General features: G+C 41.5%; 18 protein-coding genes. 4 read left to right on the top strand and 14 right to left on the bottom strand.

Translation table 11 applies throughout. The annotated features are described in order from the left end of the window. Positions 1-231 precede the first annotated feature (231 nt). From FTU37_RS14755 to rpmH, 14 genes are all read right to left on the bottom strand, one after another. Complete coding sequence (locus FTU37_RS14755; protein ID WP_162282108.1) at positions 232-1,251, bottom strand: virulence RhuM family protein; 1,020 nt, start codon at positions 1,249-1,251, stop codon at positions 232-234. 122 nt (positions 1,252-1,373) lie between these two features. Then, positions 1,374-1,700 carry a single-stranded DNA-binding protein gene (gene ssb, locus FTU37_RS14750; protein WP_180124577.1) on the bottom strand — a complete coding sequence of 109 codons (327 nt, stop codon included), beginning with the start codon at positions 1,698-1,700 and terminating at the stop codon, positions 1,374-1,376. A gap of 261 nt (positions 1,701-1,961) precedes the next feature. Next, positions 1,962-4,391, bottom strand: a complete 2,430-nt coding sequence (locus FTU37_RS14745; RefSeq protein ID WP_180124576.1) for a DUF927 domain-containing protein — start codon at positions 4,389-4,391, stop codon at positions 1,962-1,964. A 14-nt stretch (positions 4,392-4,405) separates the two neighbouring features. Then, positions 4,406-4,774, bottom strand: coding sequence for a hypothetical protein (locus FTU37_RS14740; protein ID WP_151862554.1), 369 nt, complete (start codon positions 4,772-4,774; stop codon positions 4,406-4,408). Further along, positions 4,767-5,273, bottom strand: a complete 507-nt coding sequence (locus FTU37_RS14735) for a BRO family protein (RefSeq protein ID WP_180124575.1) — start codon at positions 5,271-5,273, stop codon at positions 4,767-4,769. The genes FTU37_RS14740 and FTU37_RS14735 overlap by 8 nt, the downstream gene beginning before the upstream one ends. Beyond that, a complete protein-coding gene (locus FTU37_RS14730) occupies positions 5,270-5,488 on the bottom strand; it encodes a helix-turn-helix domain-containing protein (RefSeq protein ID WP_070155545.1) in 219 nt (72 codons plus the stop codon). The genes FTU37_RS14735 and FTU37_RS14730 overlap by 4 nt, the downstream gene beginning before the upstream one ends. Before the next feature lie 4 nt (positions 5,489-5,492). After that, a complete protein-coding gene (locus FTU37_RS14725) occupies positions 5,493-6,089 on the bottom strand; it encodes a hypothetical protein (protein ID WP_180124574.1) in 597 nt (198 codons plus the stop codon). A 3-nt stretch (positions 6,090-6,092) separates the two neighbouring features. Continuing rightward, positions 6,093-6,329 (bottom strand): AlpA family transcriptional regulator, encoded by a 237-nt coding sequence (locus FTU37_RS14720; protein WP_180124573.1) that lies wholly within the window; start codon positions 6,327-6,329, stop codon positions 6,093-6,095. Positions 6,330-6,992: 663 nt separating this feature from the next. After that, the gene (locus FTU37_RS14715; protein ID WP_180124572.1) at positions 6,993-8,225 is read right to left on the bottom strand and encodes a tyrosine-type recombinase/integrase; all 1,233 of its coding nucleotides are present in this window, start codon (positions 8,223-8,225) and stop codon (positions 6,993-6,995) included. Positions 8,226-8,430: 205 nt separating this feature from the next. Continuing rightward, positions 8,431-9,786, bottom strand: coding sequence for a tRNA uridine-5-carboxymethylaminomethyl(34) synthesis GTPase MnmE (gene mnmE / locus FTU37_RS14710; protein ID WP_180022820.1), 1,356 nt, complete (start codon positions 9,784-9,786; stop codon positions 8,431-8,433). A 92-nt stretch (positions 9,787-9,878) separates the two neighbouring features. Beyond that, positions 9,879-11,645 carry a membrane protein insertase YidC gene (yidC, locus tag FTU37_RS14705; protein WP_180124571.1) on the bottom strand — a complete coding sequence of 589 codons (1,767 nt, stop codon included), beginning with the start codon at positions 11,643-11,645 and terminating at the stop codon, positions 9,879-9,881. Positions 11,646-11,650: 5 nt separating this feature from the next. Beyond that, complete coding sequence (gene yidD, locus FTU37_RS14700; RefSeq protein WP_078189510.1) at positions 11,651-11,971, bottom strand: membrane protein insertion efficiency factor YidD; 321 nt, start codon at positions 11,969-11,971, stop codon at positions 11,651-11,653. 9 nt (positions 11,972-11,980) lie between these two features. Beyond that, on the bottom strand, positions 11,981-12,373 hold the full coding sequence (gene rnpA / locus FTU37_RS14695) for a ribonuclease P protein component (RefSeq protein WP_078189509.1): 393 nt from the start codon (positions 12,371-12,373) through the stop codon (positions 11,981-11,983). A gap of 31 nt (positions 12,374-12,404) precedes the next feature. Next, positions 12,405-12,539, bottom strand: coding sequence for a 50S ribosomal protein L34 (rpmH, locus tag FTU37_RS14690; RefSeq protein ID WP_000831329.1), 135 nt, complete (start codon positions 12,537-12,539; stop codon positions 12,405-12,407). Positions 12,540-13,199: 660 nt separating this feature from the next. On the opposite strand from rpmH, the gene dnaA reads away from it, so the two are divergent. The 4 genes from dnaA (at position 13,200) to gyrB (ending at position 19,460) form a co-directional block, all read left to right on the top strand. Continuing rightward, a complete protein-coding gene (gene dnaA / locus FTU37_RS14685; protein WP_180005504.1) occupies positions 13,200-14,585 on the top strand; it encodes a chromosomal replication initiator protein DnaA in 1,386 nt (461 codons plus the stop codon). 108 nt (positions 14,586-14,693) lie between these two features. Then, a complete protein-coding gene (gene dnaN, locus FTU37_RS14680; protein ID WP_180005503.1) occupies positions 14,694-15,842 on the top strand; it encodes a DNA polymerase III subunit beta in 1,149 nt (382 codons plus the stop codon). Positions 15,843-15,865: 23 nt separating this feature from the next. Then, a complete protein-coding gene (gene recF / locus FTU37_RS14675) occupies positions 15,866-16,948 on the top strand; it encodes a DNA replication/repair protein RecF (protein ID WP_180124570.1) in 1,083 nt (360 codons plus the stop codon). Positions 16,949-16,991: 43 nt separating this feature from the next. After that, on the top strand, positions 16,992-19,460 hold the full coding sequence (gene gyrB / locus FTU37_RS14670) for a DNA topoisomerase (ATP-hydrolyzing) subunit B (protein WP_180022818.1): 2,469 nt from the start codon (positions 16,992-16,994) through the stop codon (positions 19,458-19,460). The last annotated feature ends 164 nt before the right edge of the window (positions 19,461-19,624 follow it).

The raw sequence follows: 19,624 nt of genomic DNA, 5'->3' as shown, positions 1-19,624 counted from the left end.
TTCGCAAGAGATGCGATGGATGTCTGGTGATTTGTAGTCATAAATTTTAGTCCCCACTTGTTTTTAAGTGGGGACTAAATTAAGGCTTATAGGATGAATTCATAAGGTGTGTTCAGCGGACGCTTACTCTTTTTGTCTAATTAGACTGCACCGATCTAACGCTATCTAAAACTGTTTATTTAATTATGAATTTTCGGAGTCCATAAAAAAGCCCCAATCAAGGGGCTGAGTTTATTTTTTTCGTTGTTTAGCTATTTGTTTTACATCCTTGATAGCTTCCTGAAAATGCCTTTCTACAGGTGTTTGATAATCTATATATTGTTGCTTGTATTTAGCGTGTTCTAACTGAGCTTTCTGTTTAGCTTGAGCCTGTGAGATTTTTCCAGCATGAGTCAAAATTTCACGATCAGAAGCCATTAAGAATTTGTCTAATTTCGCTATCCAATCTTTCATATACATGGGTGTGCCATTAATAGCTTGTAACTCTGCAAAATCTAGATACATAGTCACCAAGCGATTAAGAACGTCCATTTCTTTTTCATCAAGATAATTTTTCGCTACTGTAATATCCTTCGTTTTTGGATGTCCTTCACCTAAGAAGCTCGTCATACCCATATTAGGTTTACTTCCATCTACACGAGCATATACAACCTCAGCAGCAGTATGTCCATGCGCCGCCCAATGCATCTTATTTTGAACAGTTTGAAAGAATTTTTTAGACTCTGCTACTTTGGGGTCATAATCCACACTAGTTGCATATATCTCTAAAACCTTCTGATAAAAAAGCTTTTCAGATGCTCGGATATCTCTAATACGAGCGAGTAATTCATCAAAATAATTATTATTTCCGCCGTTTTTAAGTCTTGCATCATCCATTGCAAAACCTTTAACTATGTATTCACGCAGCACCTTCGTAGCCCATATACGGAATTGGGTTCCTCTCTGTGATTTAACTCGATAGCCCACAGAGATGATTACATCCAAATTATAATGCTGCACACTCCTTGTAACTTCTCGATTACCTTCTTGTTGAACTAGGAAGAATTCCTTCCTAGTTGAAAAATGATCAAGCTCACCTTCGTCATATACGTTTTGAATATGCATTCCAATATTTCGAGTAGTGGTTTGAAATAATGTAGCCATTTGATTTTGAGTAAGCCAAACTGTTTCATCTAACAGTCGAACATCAATTTTTAGTTCACCATCCTCAGATGCATATAGGATAAATTCACCAGTATTACTATCAGACATTAAGCCGTCCTATTCTTTGAAATTTTAAAAATATATTCAGTAAAATATAAACACTTTGAACTTATTCAGCTAGTTGTCAAATTTAGTGTTATATCCTGACTGAGTTAGGTATCTATTGCGAACTAAAGCAATTGCAGCGCGTCGGCTCTAATTTCTGTTATTTCCTTTTCGGTCCCTTTGCTGTCCTTCCACTTCCTTGTACGCAAGCTGCCCTCGACATAAACCTTTCCGCCTTTCTTGAGGTACTTGCCTGCAATCTCGGCTAAACGGTTGCTGGTGGTGATTCTGTGCCATTCTGTAGCCTCTTTGCGCTCTCCAGTGGCCTTGTCTTTCCAAAACTCAGTAGTTGCAACGCTGAATGTCGTAATGCTGCCACCGTTGGGAAATTGTTTAGTTTCAGGGTCACGGCCTAATACACCCATCACAGTTACTTTGTTTACGTTTGGCATTGGCTTAAATCTCTCTAATTTTCTCAGAATGTCTATTTTTCATGGGTAACGTAGGTAACATGGGTAACATCCTTGCTATGACAGCGTTTCAGGGTGTTACCTATATTTTTTTGCTTGGGTAACGATGGGTAACATAGGTAACAAATGAGGGAAAATTTAGAACTTGTTACCTCTGTTACCTGTTACCATTTTCAATAGGTAACGCCTGTAAGCCTTTATTCATGCGGTTGTTACCTGTGTTACCTCTGTTACCTTCGTTTTTTACGCTTCCCAGCTAAAAATAGCCTCTTTAACGGCGTAAACCTTTACTGCGTTTTTCCGTGATGGGATTCTCGCTGTCTTGCTGGTCTTGCCTGTGTCATGCTCAAGCAGGTTGTAAGCTAGTAAGGCCCTTGCTGCTTTGCGACTGTCATAGCCTTTGCAGACTTCATTTTTAAACTGCTCAGGCAATACATAAAATATCTTTTCGCCGTTCTCCATTTTCCAGTAGCCGACACGGTTATTGATACGCTCGATATGATCGGGATCGGGTGTAATGGCTTCAAAACGGCTTGATTCATTCGCCTCAAAGAATGCCTTAACATGGGTCACAATTTCCCGATTCTCATAATCTCCGACCTGTTCAAAACTTCCCAGCCATTGATTAAATACCTTTTGTACGGCGTTAAACGCTGTGCCTGTTTTCCAGCCTGTAATATTGGCCTTTGTTGCCAGTTCTCTAGCCGTTGCCACCAATGCAAAGTAGTTAGCCACTCGGACAATATGCCCTTGCGACTGGTTCACGGTTAAGACTTGGCGATAATGGTCTAAAAGCTCTCTAGCTTCGTCCATATGCTCGCCTTTGTTGCTGGTCAGATACTCAAGCCATGCAATGCCAGCCACGCCGTAGCAGTCTGCCATGCGCTTACTCAGTTCAATTGCTTGTTTTGGTGCATCCTCTGCAAAGTCTATACTGTCAAAAATACCGTACTTAGACTGGTCTATATCAATATCAGCAAGGCGTATCTCTTGCCCCAGCTTGGTTTTTTGTCCTTGCTCTTGCATGATGTCTTTAAGGCTTTTCTCCCCACTGGATAAAAATATAACTTTCCACTGGTGCATAGGCTTTGCTGTGATTTGCTTTGTCATGCGACCTTTGCCTAAACCATTTGCAAGCATATAGACAATGTTTCCTAGCTCTTTAGGGTTCGCTATCTCTCCGATTTCATCCAGCACTAAAAAACCATCATTGTGCATATAGGCTGTATTCTCTAAGGCGTTTCCTGTGGCTCTCCATGTCCTATAAAACTGCTTTGGATTGCCCCATACGGAACTCGCAAGATTCAAGGCTGTGCTTTTCCCTTTGGATGAACCGCCCTTGATATGAAAGCCACCGCCTTGCTGATTTAGTGGGTCTAATAGTTGCCCAGCAAAGGCCGTACACAATGAGAAAGCTAACAAGCTATGACTCTCTGCCAATTGCGCTACACTGCTTCGCCATTGCTCTAATGTGCCTCTGCTTTGATAGTGGTTAGCTAAGGCATTGTTAGCCTGATAAACAATTAAATCACTGCTGCTTTGTCCGATCTGCTTATGAGGTAGTACAAATACATCATCATGCCAGCCGACCCGATCCACACATAAGGCATATTGACCTGTTTGATAACTCATTAAATAGCATTGAAAAAGATTTCTTGCTCGTTGGTCAGGTGCAATCATTACACCCTGATAAGACAATGCTTTGCGTAGGTCTGCGCCGTCCGTTTGGAATAGCTCCATAGATAGGGCCTGTGTGTGTTCTACCTCGTTGTCATCCTTCCACTTGAGCAATACACCCCAATTATTACTAGAATCATCTCTAGTCTTAGCAACGACCAATACGGGACTTGAAATAAAACGCTTTTGGCTTATGCCGTTCTTATCTTCCTCAACAAAATATAAGCCTGCCTCTGTGATGTGGAAATGTCCGTTTTCCCATTTCATAGGTTTAGCCAGGTGGCCTTTGGGTAAAATACTTTTTACCGGTAAAGCCTCGATAGCCTCATCAATAAACGCCAGCACCTCACTTACACTTTCATCCTGGGTAAATTCGATCTGAAATTCACTTACACCAATTTTTAAATACTGGCATAGCAGCCTAACAGCCGTGTTCTGCTCCAATGCTTTGAATGGCTCAAGGTGCATTTGCTCAATTCTGACAGGTAGGTAAAGCTGCTTATAGCCTGCCTGTGATAGCTGATTAATAACGAACTGTATTTGTTCAAAATCAAACGGCTTGAGTTCTGTTTTATGGCTGCTGCATAGGGTAGGCAATACGACCAATACAACGGCGTACCCAGTCTGTGCGACCTTAAAGAAAGCATCTAGGCTGTACGTGATAATGACAGGCTTGGCATGGTCAAAATCACCATACCTTGCAAAACCTTTAGCCAATCCATCAGGCATGACAGCCACGCGCTGCCCATCTTGCATGACAGCGCATTGAACAAGCTCCATTTGCCCATCATAGATAGGCATAATCAAAGGCTGTGCATAGGTAACGCCGTTTATATCCACATTGCCATCATCAACATAGATCGGCTGCTCAGGACTACCAAAACGCTGTATTAAGTGATGTGATGAATAAGCATCATTAAACGATACAAGCTGTGTACATTCGTTTAAAATGGCTTCGGGTGTTATTAGTTCTTCGGGGTGGTCATAATCAAGCATTGTGGCTGCCCCTTTCATTGAATACGGTTAAAATTGGCATTTGAATTAATCAAAACGCCGTCATTTGATAATCCGACTTGCTGGCGGTTATCCATCATCTGCAATAAACGCTGTTCTGCTTCTTCAAAGCTAATGCCGAAATGCTTTGCAATGTCCTCTAACTGGTACATAGGTTCGCCGTCATCCGTGTAACCGCTTGGCGGTGGCAATAGGTTTAACTCTTTTGCCTTTTGGTGCATCTCTGCTTTGATATGCTCAGGCGTGTAGTGCATTGTCAAAATAAGGGCCTGCTCAGTGATGGGGTGGTGTTCCCCATACTGCTCAAGCATTGCTTTGTAATGGTCAAAGGCTTTGAAAAATTCAGGGTCTACATGTTCAATCATTGTGTATACCCTCAAAAGTTAGCTGTAAATTTGCTTTGCATGTTGTAATTCTTAGGTTTAAATCTCGCATTGAATAGCGGTGGTTTGCCAAGCCAGTGCCATGAAATGAACCTTTAGCCTTTTGGGTCTTTGCTTGCATACATAGGCGGTTCAGTTCTTCATAGGCTGTCTGCCGTGCTGAATAGCTCCCAGTCTTGCGGATGCTTGGCAGTACATCAGCAAATACCCAGTTTTGGAAATTCAATGCTTCGGGTTTAGTCGATCTAAATACAATGCGGTACAGGTTTTCTTCACTGACAAAAGTTAGCTTTTGAGTACCGCCATTTGTAAGGGTATACATTTCATGTACCCCCTTTGGATTTAGCTTAAAACGGCTTGCTGTCGCGTTTTTAATATCTAAGGCTTGACCAACATCAGGCAGACAAAACAAAGGCTGTCCGTTTACATCAAAGGCAACACGAACGCCGTGTTCATTGAAATTAAAAATAGCTGAATTCATGCTGCCACCTCTTTAACAAGCTCATACCGTGCATGACGGCCAATACCTGACTTATTGCGCTCGTTATGGGTCACAATGTCATAGCCTGCATTTCGTAAACGCTGAATAATTGCGCTCAGGCGGTAGCAGTTGAATAGGTCGATAGCCTCAGCCTGTGAAAGAGTTTTGCCTTGTTTAAGGTGTGCTAGGACTTGTTTTAATTGGGTGTTGTTCATGTTCTTATGCTCCCATTCCTGACAGTGCATCAGTCAGCTTGTGAATCGTTCCGATGTGGATTATCAGAACGTCCTTAACGCCTGATTTATTCACCATGTCAGCATGTTCTCTGAGTAGCTCTTTAATTGTTCCGTTAAAGCCTTTAACCTCTAAAAACTTCATAGATTTATCATTTACGATTAAATCTGCTTCTTCATCCGCTTCGCCAGTCTGACAATATGAGGCAAGGGCGTAGGCGTATAGATCGGCTGGGTCTGTAATGCTCAAGGTTTCCAGTGCTAAGCGTAAAAAGGTATTTAGCTTGCTGGCCTCAGCCTTTAGGTAGTCATCAATTGAATAAGGCTTAGAAAATACCTCTGCACTTAATTCGGATGCTCGGATAGAAACATGGTCTAGCAGGTCAATTGCCTGTTCAATCTGTCTTGCATTGGCTTCGGTTTTAAGTTCATCAGGCAAGTAATCAAGGGCCAAGCAAGTGAAGTCAGATACATCAGTAAAAAGGCTCTTTATCTGCTCGCCGTTTACTGCATGGCTGATCTGCTCAAGTCTGCTTTGTGCCTGCTGGGTGATGCTAATTGCATCCTGTAGAGTAATTTCCATAGCTCAAGCCTCCATCGTTGCAATGGTGGCTTTGTGGCTTGCTATGCGTTCATTAATCCACTGGTCTACATCGGATTCAATCCAGGCAACTCGACGTTCAGAAATATTGACTGCTTTCGGGAACGTGCCTTTTTGCATCATTGCGTAAATTGACGATGCACCCAAGCCAGTTTTGGCCTGCACTTCTTTACGGCGGATCAGGCGTACATTTTCGATTTTTTGTTCTTTAGATAAAGTCATCTAAACATTCTCCAAGATTGGAAATGCCTAGACACAAAATAGGGAATAGAAAGTAATTAAGAGGGAAAAACTAAGTTTTATTAATTAGATATAGCAGTATATAGCTGTTCAATAGATTCTAATGACTAGCAAAGAATGTTCACCTTTATGAACATTCTTATTGACTTATGCCATGTTTGAACTACTATAAATACTGTTAAACCAATTTAACAAAATTAGTTTTTAATCGTTTTACATTTCTAAAGTTCCTTTAGTTTTGTGCCTGTCACGGCGGTTAAAAATTAATGGCGTTTAGCGATGTGGTGTTGCTAAAGCCACCTGTTCCAAAAAAAGGGTCAAGCGATGTGGTGTTGCTTGGCTCTTTTTCTTTGTCTGTAGATTTGTTCTGTGGTTAGCAGAATAAACGCATCAGACATTCAATAAGTTCCTATTAAATACACTGGAACTCCGTGTAATTAATCGTATAAGAGTTTTGCATAAATGGCTACATCTTTACCTAACAACTGCGCTTAATCTTGTCGCGCAGCATCATTAATATGCTGCTTATCGGTTATTAAATAATCTGATTCTTTACGGCATTTAATAGCATTTTATACTTTTCCCTATTTTTCCCTATTTTTCCTCAATAATTTAAAATATTCATCAAGTTACAATTAGATACAATTAAGCTCCTTTAACCTGATTAAAAAAGATTAGATTCGGTTCATAAATCACACTAAAAATATGATTACTCCATTTCTGCATCATCTCTGTACGCTCTTTTTCATACTTTGCCTTGTTATATACCCCCCTTACACCTTTGGCTGTATGGTTTAGACAGGCTTCGATTGCATCACTATTAAAACCTTGTTCATTTAAGTGTGTACTCGCTGTACGGCGTAAATCATGCACAGTAAACGGTGGTAAGTCTGTTAATGCCAGTGCTGCCTTTTGCGCCGTATTAAAAGCATTATGGCTGATATGAGTACCTGACTTTCTACCTACAAATACAAAAGGCTCATTGCCTGCAATCGCTTTGAGTTCCTTAAATATCTCCATCACCTGATCCGACATATAAACGACCATTTCACGGCTATGGCCTGTCGTGCTGTCTGCTTTGGTTTCAGGGATAAGCCATATACGACTATCAAAGTCGATATGCTCCCATTTAGCCCTCAATAGCTCTGACTTTCTAACCAATGTAAGCAATGACAGCAAAAGGCCCAGCTTTCTAGGTCGGTAAATTCTTGAGTTTAGGAGGGTGGTGTAATAGGTGCGGATTTCATTTGTACTTAAATATCTATCTCTAGGCTTTGCCTTGTGTACGTGCCGTGATGGGATAGCCAAAACAGGGTTGTAAGGTACAAGGCCCAAAGTCATTGCATAATCAAACATGCGCTTCAACAAGCCTCTGACTTGGTTAGCTGCTGCATCATATCCCTGTTCTTTTTTGCGCCATATAGTACGGCGTATATCTTCAATAGTGACCTGATCTAATGGAATGTGACCCATCATCGGATAAATATCATTGCTCAGGCATAAAACCATGTTGTAAGGGTCTTTACGGTCTTTTTTAATGACTTCTTTTAAATAGCGTTCGCCGTAGTCCTTAAACAAAATGCCTTTAGGCTTGGCCTTATCTTGTTTAGGTGAAATACCTTTAGCCACCAATGAGGCTGACTCATCTCGAACCTGTCTAGCATCCTTCAATGACAAGTCAGGATAACGGCCTATAACAAGCCTTTCTTGCTTGCCTGCCAGTGAATAACGATAGTGCCACGACTTAACGCCTGATTCCTTCACCTCAATAAACAGGCCATTATTCAGCTTGTCTTTAACTGAATATCGCTTGTCCTGTGGTTTCAGGTTTTGAATCTCTCTATCAGTAGAGAAAAACAGGCCGTTCATTTTTGGCATTACTCTAGTCACTCAGGCATGAAAATAAGGTTTTATTGTCACGTAGCTAGTAGGTGACTAAAAAAATCATAGCACTAGATGAACGTATAGAACATATTGGAACAATAAAAAGGCATAAAAAAAGCACTAAGTTATTAAAACTTAATGCTATTTAATTCATATAGTAATTTATTGGAACTTATTGGAATATTGACTTAAATTGAAATTACTTTCCGATACAGAACGATCCAAAAATCTTACCGAGTAGATCATCTGCACTGAAATCGCCCGTAATTTCACCTAAGGCATTTTGCGCCAAACGTAGAGACTCGGCTACCAACTCACCCGCATGATAAACCACCAACTGCTCACGTGCTTCTGCAAGATAGCGCTGCGTGCGCTTCATTGCGTCTAAATGGCGTGTTCGAGCAATAAAGGTATCTTCTTCTGGTTGAAAGCCTGCATGCGCTGTAATCGCATCAATAAGCGCTTGAACGCCGGTTTCTTGTTTAGCCGAAACACGAATATGTCGAAAACCGTTTAAATCGGTAATTTCTGCGGTAGATCCCGTCAAATCGCATTTATTACCAATCAGCATCAAACGCTTCGGTTCAATATGATCCGCGAAGTACGCTTGAGCCAATTGAAGTGGATCTTCGCCCTGACTTAAGTCATAGACCAAAAGTAACAAGTCAGCTTGCTCAATTTCTTTAATTGCGCGGCGAATCCCTTCTTTTTCGACGATATCACCGGTTTCACGTAAACCAGCGGTATCGGTCAAAGTAATCGGCAAACCATTGAGGCTGATTTTTTCATGTAAAACATCACGTGTCGTACCTGCAATATCCGTCACAATCGCACGTTCCACACCCGCCAAAGCATTGAGTAGAGATGACTTACCTGCATTGGGTTTACCGGCAATCACCACTTGTAAACCCTCACGTAGTAACTGACCTTGACGAGCAGACTGCTGTACAGCATGGACCGAGCTTGCCACTTCATCCAATAAGCCCAAAATCTTACCATCCGCCAAAAAGTCGATTTCTTCTTCAGGAAAATCAATCGCTGCTTCCACATGCAAACGCAAATGGATAAGTTTTTCTAGCACCGTATTGACCTTGCTCGAAAAGGCACCTTGTAATGAACGTACCGCTGAACGTGCCGCTGCTTGTGAGGTGGCATCAATCAGGTCGGCAATCGCCTCGGCTTGCACCAAGTCCATTTTGCCATTTTCAAAGGCGCGCATTGAAAATTCGCCCGCTTTCGCAGCAATAGCACCCAATTCAAGTAACCGTGCCAATAATGCATTTTGAATAACGGGGCCGCCATGACCTTGAAGCTCCACCACATCCTCACCCGTAAAGGAGTGCGGATTTGGAAAGCAAATCACCAAACCTTCATCCATGATTTCATTCGATGCATCATAAAACTTACGGAAACCAGCAAAACGTGCTTGTGGTAAGGATTGCTGCGTTAATGCTTCTGCAATGGCATAAGATTGGGGACCAGACAGGCGAATCACGCCGACACCACCACGACCCGGCGGTGTGGCAATTGCTGCGATGGTGGTTCGGTTTAACATAAAATTCACCTAAAAATTTTCAAACGACAGATAAAGAAAAATCCGCTTAAGATTACCATCTTAAGCGGATTTATTCAGCCCATCAGCAATGCTTAGTTTGCTGAGTCAGCCGCTTCTCGTTTTAAACGGTCTTTTTCAACTGATTTGTTAATCAAACCTTGTTGAAGAATAGTAATACTGTTGTTACAGATCCAGTAAAGCACAAGGCCTGCAGGGAAGAACAACATAAATACCGTAAAGATCACTGGCATGATTTTGAAGACTTTCGCCTGCATTGGATCAGCCGGTTGTGGGTTCAAACTTTGCTGAATGAACATGGTCAAGCCCATTAATAGCGGCAAAATAAACCATGGATCCATCGCAGATAAATCTTGAATCCAACCTAACCATGGCGCATGACGTAGTTCAACAGACTCCATCAATACCCAGTACAAAGCAAGGAAGATCGGCATTTGGAGCAATAACGGCAAGCAACCCGACAGTGGATTCACTTGTTCACGTTTGTACAATGCCATCATTTCTTGCGAGAAGCGCATACGGTCTTCACCGAACTCTTCTTTCATGCGTTGCATTTCAGGTGCAATCACACGCATTTTCGCCATAGAGCGGTAGCTCTTCGACGACAATGGCCACAAGATCAGTTTCACCAGAATCGTCAATAGAATAATTGACCAACCCCAGTTACCCACTAAACCGTGGAAAAACTCAAGACCGACAAACAATAATTTCGCAATAGGCCATAACCAACCGTAGTCTACAGTTTGGTTTAAACCAACCGCCAATTCTTTTAATTCAGATTGGATTTTTGGACCTGAATAGAACGTTGCATCTACTTCTGCCACAGTTCCTGCAGGAACATTGATTGCAGGTGAAGTGAACTGAATAATGTTCATATCATCGGTAGATTTACGTGACTCAAGTTTCGCAGCATAAGGTTGACCATTGGCTTGCGTTAATTTGATCTGTCCAGGAATCCACGCACTCACGAAGTAATGCTGAACCATTGCAACCCAACCGCCAGTTGCTTCAACATTCAATTTTTCTTCATTGAAGTTAGCAAATTTAAGTTTGTTGTAATGTTCTTCAGGCGAACCCCATGCACCACCAAGGAATGTACCTAAAGTGAAAATACCTTGATCAGATTTACCTGGATCTTCAGAGTTGTCGCGTTTAAGCTGACCAAACATCTGACCTTGCCAGTTCTGAGCACTGCGGTTCACGATTTTATGATTCACGACAACAGGGTATTCACCTTCAGTGAAGTTAAAGGTTTTAATAACCTCTACACCATCTGCTGTTTTATAAACCATCGGTACTGACAAAACTTTTGCTGTTTGTCCATCTTTACCCTTCACAGTTTTTGCGTCATTTAACGTATATGAAGATTTTTCAATCTCATACGTCGGACGTCCTTTCGGATTGCTGTCAGGGCCATTAAGACCAATTAAGCCAGACTGAGCAACATAAGTCCGTTTTGCATCGCTTTCAAGCATTACAAACGGTTCGTCGCTGTCTTTATTTTTGTCATGATTGAGTAATTCAATACGAACAATATCGCCACCCTTTGGATTAATCCAAAGATGGTAAAGGTCAGTTTGTACTGAAATTAACTGTTGACTAACAGGTGCAGTGGCATCTGTTGTTTGTTGTGTAGCAGCATTATTTGCTTGCGGCACATCAGTAGCAGCCGTAGCTGTCTGGCCATTTGGTAAATCGGCAGATACTTCATGCGTTACCACCGCAGCATTTTGCTGAGGTTTTTGTTCCGCATTTCCATAATCTTTCTGCCAAGCCAAAATGAGCAAATATGCGACAACAAACATGGCCCCTAGAATTGCAATCCTGGCCCATTGTTGCATAGGTATTACCCCAAATGGTTAGAGTGATTTTGGTTCAATAAACGTTCACGAAAGGGTACAGCAACGTGAAGCGTTTGAGAATCTATTTGCTGAAATGAAATAAAACGAATTGCTTTTGATGGAACAGGATCATAGCCTGAACCGCCCCAAGGATGACAACGGCAAATACGCTGAACAGCTAGACACACTCCACGTACAGCACCATGTTGATGGACTGCTTCCAAAGAATATTGAGAACATGTTGGAATATAACGACAGCGTGGTCCCAATAAAGGACTAATCGCAATCTGATAGAAACGAATGAGCCAATGCAGTAAACGAACCATTGGTCATCTCTACGCTTGTGGGGAGGTAGCTATTTTTTTATGCTTATTTGCAAGGCGCTGCAATTTTTGCCAAGCAAATTGTAATTGCTGATGCAACTCTGCATTCGGTACCGCCTCTATGCCCATTTTTGGCATAACGACAATATCTAATACATTAGACTGCTGTTGATGCAGGCGAAAACTTTCGCGTGCAAGTCGTTTTACTCGATTTCTTTCATGTGCGCGGCGCACTTTTTTCTTAGCAACAACAATACCCAAACGGCTATTCGGCTGTTCGGAGATTTTTGCTAGAAATAAGAAATGGGGTTGATGCACTTTAAAAAGCGCACCATCGAACACACTTTTATAATCGGCAGCACAGTGTATTCGCACATCTGTGCTAAAGCCGTAAAGTGTTGTCATAACACCCAAGTCTTGACAGTCTTAACTGAAATTAAACAGTTAAGCTGTGACGACCTTTTGCACGACGACGCGCTAATACTTGACGGCCAGCTTTAGTAGCCATGCGAGCACGGAAACCATGAACGCGTTTACGTTTCAACTCAGAAGGTTGGAAAGTACGTTTCATATCGAAACTCCACAAATGATCTTTCAGTAAAGGTTCGCGATTTTAGTGCTCATTGCTTGAGCTGTCAATGAAAAACACGCTTTCTTTCAAAATCTAGGCTGTGATATATCAAGATAATATAAGGATTAGAAATCAGTCAGAAAGTTTTAAATTAAAATATTCACAAACTAAATCATTGTATATATTAATTATTCAAGTTATCTTCAAGTTTACTCACAGATTTATCCACAATCTCAAATTTGTGAATTGGTTTTTATGAATTTAAATTTGAATTTAAACCAACCATCAAGTTATCCCCAGAATGGGTCGACCTTATAAATAAATTCAAATTTTAAAATTTAAATTTATTACTATTAGTGTTGATATTTTCTGTGGAAAACGTATTTTTAGATTTAAAAAACAAATAATTACATTGTGGATAACGATGTTTTTATAATTTTGATAGTTTGTGGATAACTTTGTGCTACAATTTATCCACAGCTTGCGGATAAACTTATCCACACGTGATTTAAATTTAAATTTAAACTCAATTTGCGTTTTTTTGATCGATTTCGACTGATTTGTTCATGACAGATGTGGATAAGATGGTTAGAATGGCTGCCCGCTTAGGCGGGGTTGAATTATTTTTTTACGTACAATGGACTGAAATAGGGGTTTCACATGCTTTGGACAGACTGCTTAACTCGCTTGCGACAAGAGCTTTCAGGAAATGTCTATACAATGTGGATACGCCCACTGGTGGCAGAAGATGCAGGTGATAGTCTAAAACTCTACGCACCGAATCCGTATTGGACACGCTATATTCAAGAGCACCATTTAGAACTGATTTCAATTTTAGCGGAACAGTTGTCTGAAGGTCGGGTACGTAAAGTTGAGATTTTGGTCGATTCACGGCCTGGTGCAATTTTATCTGCAGCTGAACAACCAGCAACAACCACCGCAGCATTAGAGTCAACACCACAAGTATCGGCACCGACTCGTCCTAAAAAAGAAAAAGAAGAGACGTCTTCAAAAAATAACCGTAAGCGTCAGCTTAACCCATTATTTACCTTTTCCTTGTTTGTTGAAGGCCGTTCCAATCAGATGGCGGCAGAAACCTGTCGTAAAGTCTTGACGCAGCCCGGTGCTTCGCAGCATAACCCGTTATTTTTATATGGACCGACTGGTTTAGGTAAAACCCATTTAATGCAAGCCGTAGGTAATGCATTATTGCAAGCGAAGCCGAATGCACGTGTGATGTACATGACGGCTGAAAGTTTTGTACAAGACTTTGTGAGCTCGCTACAGCAAGGTAAGGTCGAAGAATTCAAGAAAAACTGTCGTTCGCTAGATTTGTTATTGGTGGATGATATTCATTTGTTGGCGGGTAAAGAGGCCAGCTTAGTTGAGTTTTTCTATACCTTCAACGCGTTATTGGATGAATCTAAACAAATCATTTTAACCTCAGATCGTTATCCAAAAGAACTGACTGAGCTAGATCCACGTTTGGTTTCACGTTTTTCATGGGGCTTATCGGTGGGTGTTGAACCGCCTGATATTGAAACCCGTATTGAAATTTTACTGAAAAAAGCGGAAAGCAATGGGGTGGAACTTCCACGGAATTGTGCGCTGTTTATTGCTCAACAAGTGGTTGCTAATGTCCGTGAACTAGAAGGTGCGCTGAATAAAGTCGTAGCCATTTCTCGTTTTAAAGGCACCCCAATCGATCTAGATGTGGTGCGTGAATCGTTAAAAGATGTGTTGGCAATTCGTGCGCGCACCATCAGCACGGAAAATATTCAGCGTGTGGTGAGTGAATATTTCCGTATTCCATTGAAAGAATTGGTTGGTCCAAAACGTACACGTATTTATGCACGTCCACGTCAGTTGGCTATGGGGCTAGCACGTGAACTGACAGGGGATAGTTTCCCTGAAATTGGTATGGCTTTTGGTAATCGTGACCACAGTACTGTGATGCATGCCTGTGAAAAAGTACAAAGCCTGCGTGAAGAAGATCCAATCTTCAATGAGGACTATAAAAACTTGCAACGTCTGCTGCAAAGTTAAGTCTTTTCGTTCAAATTCTGTTCTTGCAATGCGGTATATTCTGCCGCATAGTACACTGCTAAAAAATTAATTTATTTTGTCTATCTTCAGTTTTTAGAGGAATGTATCGTGCGTTTAAAAATCGCGAAAGAAAGCTTACTGAATGTTCTATCACATGTCGTAGGAGCGGTTGAACGTCGCCATACCTTAAATATTTTATCCAATGTAAAAGTACAGGTAACTGAGCAAGCTTTGACCATTACCGGTTCAGATCTTGAAGTGGAACTGGTTGCAAGCACACCACTTACTGAAGGTGCATGTTTACAAGCAGGAGTGACGACTGTTCCTGCACGTAAATTGATGGATATCTGTAAATCATTACCGTCAGCGGCATTGATTGATTTGCAAATTACTGAAGATCAACGTTGTATTTTAAAATCGGGCAACAGTCGTTTTGTATTGGGTACTTTGCCTGCAGAAGACTATCCATTATTAACCACTGAAAATACTCAAGGCACTCAAGTCGGTGTGACTCAACGTGAGTTAAAGCGTTTATTTGAAAAAACGTCTTTTGCCATGGCGGTTCAAGATGTGCGTTTTTATTTGACGGGTACTTTGCTTGAAATTGATGAAAATCAATTGCGTGCAGTAACGACCGATGGTCACCGTTTAGCGATGTGTGAAACAGTGGCAAGCTCGAATGCGACACAAGCAATGCAAGCGATTGTTCCACGTAAAGCTGTAGGTGAATTGCAGCGTCTATTGAGTGTTGAAGACGAGCAATTATCGTTGTTAATTGGTCGTGAATTATTAAATGTAACGATTACCATTGCCAGCCGTGATAAAGAGCAGGGTGATATTACCGTACGTTTCACCACAAAATTGATCGATGGTAAATTCCCTGACTACCGCCGTGTGATTCCACGTGGTGGTGATAAAAATGTGCGCATTGCACATGATGTATTTAAACAATCACTACAACGTGTGGCGATTTTAAGTAATGAAAAATTGCGCGGCGTATTCTTGAAGTTTGATGCGGACACTTTACAACTTCGTGCCAATAACCCTGAGCAAGATGAAGCTATCGAAGATCTCGCAATTCAATATGCTGATGCACCGATGGAAATGTCATTCAATGCACAGTACTTATTGGAAGTTCTGAATGTATTGGATGGTGATGATGTTGCAATGACCATGACAGAAGCCAACCAATCTGTATTGGTACAAGATCCACAACAACAAGATCAAACCTATGTTGTGATGCCAATGCGTGTTTAATTCGGACTGACGTCTCAATTATTATGCATATCACGCGTTTACATGTAGAACGTGTTCGAAATTTAAAGACGGTTGCACTCTCTGGGTTGCAACCGTTTAATGTCTTTTATGGGCAAAATGGTTCAGGCAAAACTTCTGTATTAGAAGCAGTACATTTGCTGGCAACAGGACGTTCTTTTCGAACCCATATTCCGAAAAATTATATTCAAAATAACAGCCCTGACGCTGTCGTCTTTGCGCAGTCTGCAACAGACCGCATTGGTATGCAAAAAATGCAGTCGGGCGAGCAAGTGATAAAAATCAATGGCGACCTTGTGGGGACACAAGGGCAGTTGGCCAAGATTTTACCGCTACAACTCATCGATCCACAAAGTACCGATATTATTGATCATGGTGCGAAGCCACGACGTCAACTTTTAGATTGGTTGATGTTCCACGTGGAACCGGAGTTTTACCATGCATGGCAATATTATGCACGGGCATTAAAACAGCGGAATAGTTTGCTGAAATCACGACGTCATTTGAGTCTGTCTGACTTAGAACCGTGGAACAAAATGCTCAGTGATTATGGTGAGATATTACATAGTCTGCGCAGTAATGTGGTGGAACAGTGGACTCGATATTTCCAACAAGATCTCCAAGCCTTATTGCCGCATTTAACAGTGACGTTGGAATATAGTGCAGGCTTTCATGCCGAAACAGGGCTGTTGAATGATCTGACCAATCAGCACTTTAAAGACTGCGAACGTGGCTATACTGAGTATGGTCCGCACCGTGCAGATTTAAGGTTAAAAACCGCTATGGGGGATGCAGATGTTGTGCTCTCTCGTGGGCAAAAAAAGTTATTGATCATGGCGTTAAAACTGTCACAGATTGCAATGCTACATGCTTGTAATAAGGAAACTGTGGTATTATTAGATGATCTGACAGCAGAATTAGATTTAACCGCACAACAGCGTTTAATTGAGCGTTTAAGCCATCTTGGTAGTCAAGTTTTTATTACCACTTTAGACCATGATTCAGTGCAAAAACACTTACATGATTTATCTATTTCTTATCAATTATTCAAAGTTGAAAATGGTTCGGTGCAGGCTGTTGTGCAATGAAATACCACCTTTGGATAGACCTATTTTTCACTAGGGAGAAACCATGAGTTCAGAAGATCAAGCTGCTTCTCAAACAGAACAAACCATAGAAAAAGCTTATGATTCCTCTAGCATCAAAGTATTACGTGGTCTAGACGCTGTACGTAAGCGTCCGGGCATGTATATTGGTGATACTGACGATGGTACTGGCCTACACCACATGGTGTTTGAAGTTGTCGATAACTCAATTGATGAAGCGTTGGCAGGTCATTGTGACGAGATCAATGTAACCATTCATGAAGATGAATCTGTAAGCGTATCGGATAACGGTCGTGGTATTCCTACCGACATTCACCCAGAAGAAGGTGTTTCTGCAGCAGAAGTGATTTTGACGATTCTGCATGCGGGCGGTAAATTTGACGATAACAGCTATAAAGTTTCAGGCGGTCTACACGGTGTAGGTGTATCCGTGGTGAATGCGCTTTCAAGCAAGCTCGAATTAACCATTCATCGTGCAGGTCAAATCCACCAGCAAGAATATAAACACGGTGATTCCGTGTATCCATTAAAAGTGGTGGGTGAGACAGATCGTACAGGTACACGTGTACGTTTCTGGCCAAGTGCTGAAACCTTCAGTCAAACGATTTTTAATGTCGATATTTTGGCGCGTCGTTTACGTGAATTATCGTTCCTGAATGCAGGTGTGCGAATTGTGCTACGTGACGAACGTATCAATTTAGAGCACGTTTATGACTATGAAGGTGGTTTGTCTGAGTTTGTAAAATATATCAACCAAGGCAAAACTCATCTGAATGATATCTTCCATTTTACCACTCAAGCGGATAATGGCATTGGTGTAGAAGTTGCATTGCAGTGGAACGATTCTTATCAGGAAAATGTTCGTTGCTTTACCAACAACATTCCACAAAAAGATGGCGGTACGCATTTAGCGGGTTTCCGTGCTGCATTAACCCGTGGCTTAAACAGCTACATGGAAAGCGAAAACTTACTCAAAAAAGAGAAAGTGGCGGTTTCTGGTGATGATGCCCGTGAAGGTTTAACTGCGATTGTTTCGGTGAAAGTGCCTGATCCAAAATTCTCTTCGCAAACCAAAGAAAAATTGGTGTCGAGCGAAGTGAAAACTGCGGTTGAGCAAGCGATGAATAAATCATTTGCTGAATATCTTTTAGAGAACCCACAAGCCGCTAAATCGATTGCAGGCAAGATTATTGATGCAGCACGTGCGCGTGATGCAGCACGTAAAGCACGTGAAATGACACGTCGTAAGAGTGCGCTGGATATTGCTGGTTTGCCAGGTAAATTGGCCGATTGTCAGGAAAAAGATCCTGCATTGTCTGAACTTTACTTAGTCGAAGGTGACTCTGCGGGCGGTTCTGCAAAACAAGGCCGTAACCGTAAGATGCAAGCGATTTTGCCGCTGAAAGGTAAAATCCTCAACGTGGAACGTGCACGTTTTGACAAGATGATTTCTTCACAAGAAGTGGGAACACTGATTACTGCTTTAGGTTGTGGTATTGGCCGTGAGGAATATAACCCAGATAAACTGCGTTATCACAAAATCATCATCATGACCGATGCTGACGTCGATGGTTCGCACATTCGTACGCTACTGTTGACCTTCTTCTTCCGTCAAATGCCAGAACTTGTGGAACGTGGATATATTTATATTGCACAGCCACCGTTGTATAAGCTGAAAAAAGGCAAGCAAGAACAGTACATCAAAGATAATGATGCGCTTGAGACTTACCTGATTTCAAATGCAATTGATGAGCTTGAATTACACATCAGTGCAGAAGCACCAGCCATTCGTGGTGAGGCTTTAGCGGGTGTGATTGCGGATTATCAAACCTCTCAAAAGAGTTTGCATCGTCTGACTGTACGTTATCCTGCAAGTGTGTTGGATGGTTTATTGGCAGTAGAAGGCTTTAAGTTAGATCAAGCAAATAACCAAGACTATGTACAGACTTGGGGGGAGCAGCTACGTGCCAATATTGAGAAAACTCAGCCTAGCTTACGTCCTGAATTAAGCTTAGAAACGTTTGAGCATGAAGATACCGAAGGCAATAAGTCAGCGACCTATTTCCCGCGTATTACCATCTATGTTCATAACTTACCGCACCAATACTTGTTAGATTCAGGTCTATTGGGTTCAGGTGAATATGCGCGTTTGCTCAAAAATTCGAAGAGTTGGTTCACATTATTGGAAGAAGGTGCTTACCTGCAAAAAGGCGAGCGCAAAATTCCAGTGAGTAGCTTCCATCAGGTTTGGCAAAACATCCTACAAGACTCACGCCGTGGCATGATGATTCAGCGCTATAAAGGTTTGGGTGAGATGAATGCTGAACAGCTTTGGGAAACTACGATGGATCCTGAGAACCGTAACATGCTGCAAGTAACGGTACAGGATGCGATTGAAGCTGATCGTATGTTCTCTTGCTTGATGGGTGATGATGTGGAACCACGTCGTGCTTTCATTGAAGAAAATGCGTTAAATGCGGATATTGATGCCTAAATTCTGATTACAGAATCATTCAAAAAAGCACTCTTCGGAGTAATGCCAGTCAGTTAAGCAAATTTTAGTAAAATGTAGTAAAAATGAGTGTATGTAAATACGCTCATTTTTTTATGTCTTTATCTGAACATTTAGAATCCACTCTTGAACATTCTCTCCCATCA

This window comes from Acinetobacter sp. YH12097, assembly GCF_013419225.1.
Taxonomy (GTDB): domain Bacteria; phylum Pseudomonadota; class Gammaproteobacteria; order Pseudomonadales; family Moraxellaceae; genus Acinetobacter; species Acinetobacter amyesii.
Note: the sequence above shows the minus strand (reverse complement) of the source record. Positions and strands in the feature narration are given on the sequence as shown.

Coding starts and splice junctions, on each gene's coding strand:
- FTU37_RS14715 (WP_180124572.1), bottom strand. CDS start 8,225: ATGCCAAAAATGAACGGCCTGTTTTTCTCTACTGATAGAGAGATTCAA.
- rpmH (WP_000831329.1), bottom strand. CDS start 12,539: ATGAAACGTACTTTCCAACCTTCTGAGTTGAAACGTAAACGCGTTCAT.
- ssb (WP_180124577.1), bottom strand. CDS start 1,700: ATGCCAAACGTAAACAAAGTAACTGTGATGGGTGTATTAGGCCGTGAC.
- FTU37_RS14720 (WP_180124573.1), bottom strand. CDS start 6,329: ATGACTTTATCTAAAGAACAAAAAATCGAAAATGTACGCCTGATCCGC.
- rnpA (WP_078189509.1), bottom strand. CDS start 12,373: ATGACAACACTTTACGGCTTTAGCACAGATGTGCGAATACACTGTGCT.
- mnmE (WP_180022820.1), bottom strand. CDS start 9,786: ATGTTAAACCGAACCACCATCGCAGCAATTGCCACACCGCCGGGTCGT.
- FTU37_RS14745 (WP_180124576.1), bottom strand. CDS start 4,391: ATGCTTGATTATGACCACCCCGAAGAACTAATAACACCCGAAGCCATT.
- gyrB (WP_180022818.1), top strand. CDS start 16,992: ATGAGTTCAGAAGATCAAGCTGCTTCTCAAACAGAACAAACCATAGAA.
- FTU37_RS14755 (WP_162282108.1), bottom strand. CDS start 1,251: ATGTCTGATAGTAATACTGGTGAATTTATCCTATATGCATCTGAGGAT.
- FTU37_RS14730 (WP_070155545.1), bottom strand. CDS start 5,488: ATGAACAACACCCAATTAAAACAAGTCCTAGCACACCTTAAACAAGGC.
- FTU37_RS14725 (WP_180124574.1), bottom strand. CDS start 6,089: ATGGAAATTACTCTACAGGATGCAATTAGCATCACCCAGCAGGCACAA.
- recF (WP_180124570.1), top strand. CDS start 15,866: ATGCATATCACGCGTTTACATGTAGAACGTGTTCGAAATTTAAAGACG.
- FTU37_RS14740 (WP_151862554.1), bottom strand. CDS start 4,774: ATGATTGAACATGTAGACCCTGAATTTTTCAAAGCCTTTGACCATTAC.
- yidC (WP_180124571.1), bottom strand. CDS start 11,645: ATGCAACAATGGGCCAGGATTGCAATTCTAGGGGCCATGTTTGTTGTC.
- FTU37_RS14735 (WP_180124575.1), bottom strand. CDS start 5,273: ATGAATTCAGCTATTTTTAATTTCAATGAACACGGCGTTCGTGTTGCC.
- yidD (WP_078189510.1), bottom strand. CDS start 11,971: ATGGTTCGTTTACTGCATTGGCTCATTCGTTTCTATCAGATTGCGATT.
- dnaA (WP_180005504.1), top strand. CDS start 13,200: ATGCTTTGGACAGACTGCTTAACTCGCTTGCGACAAGAGCTTTCAGGA.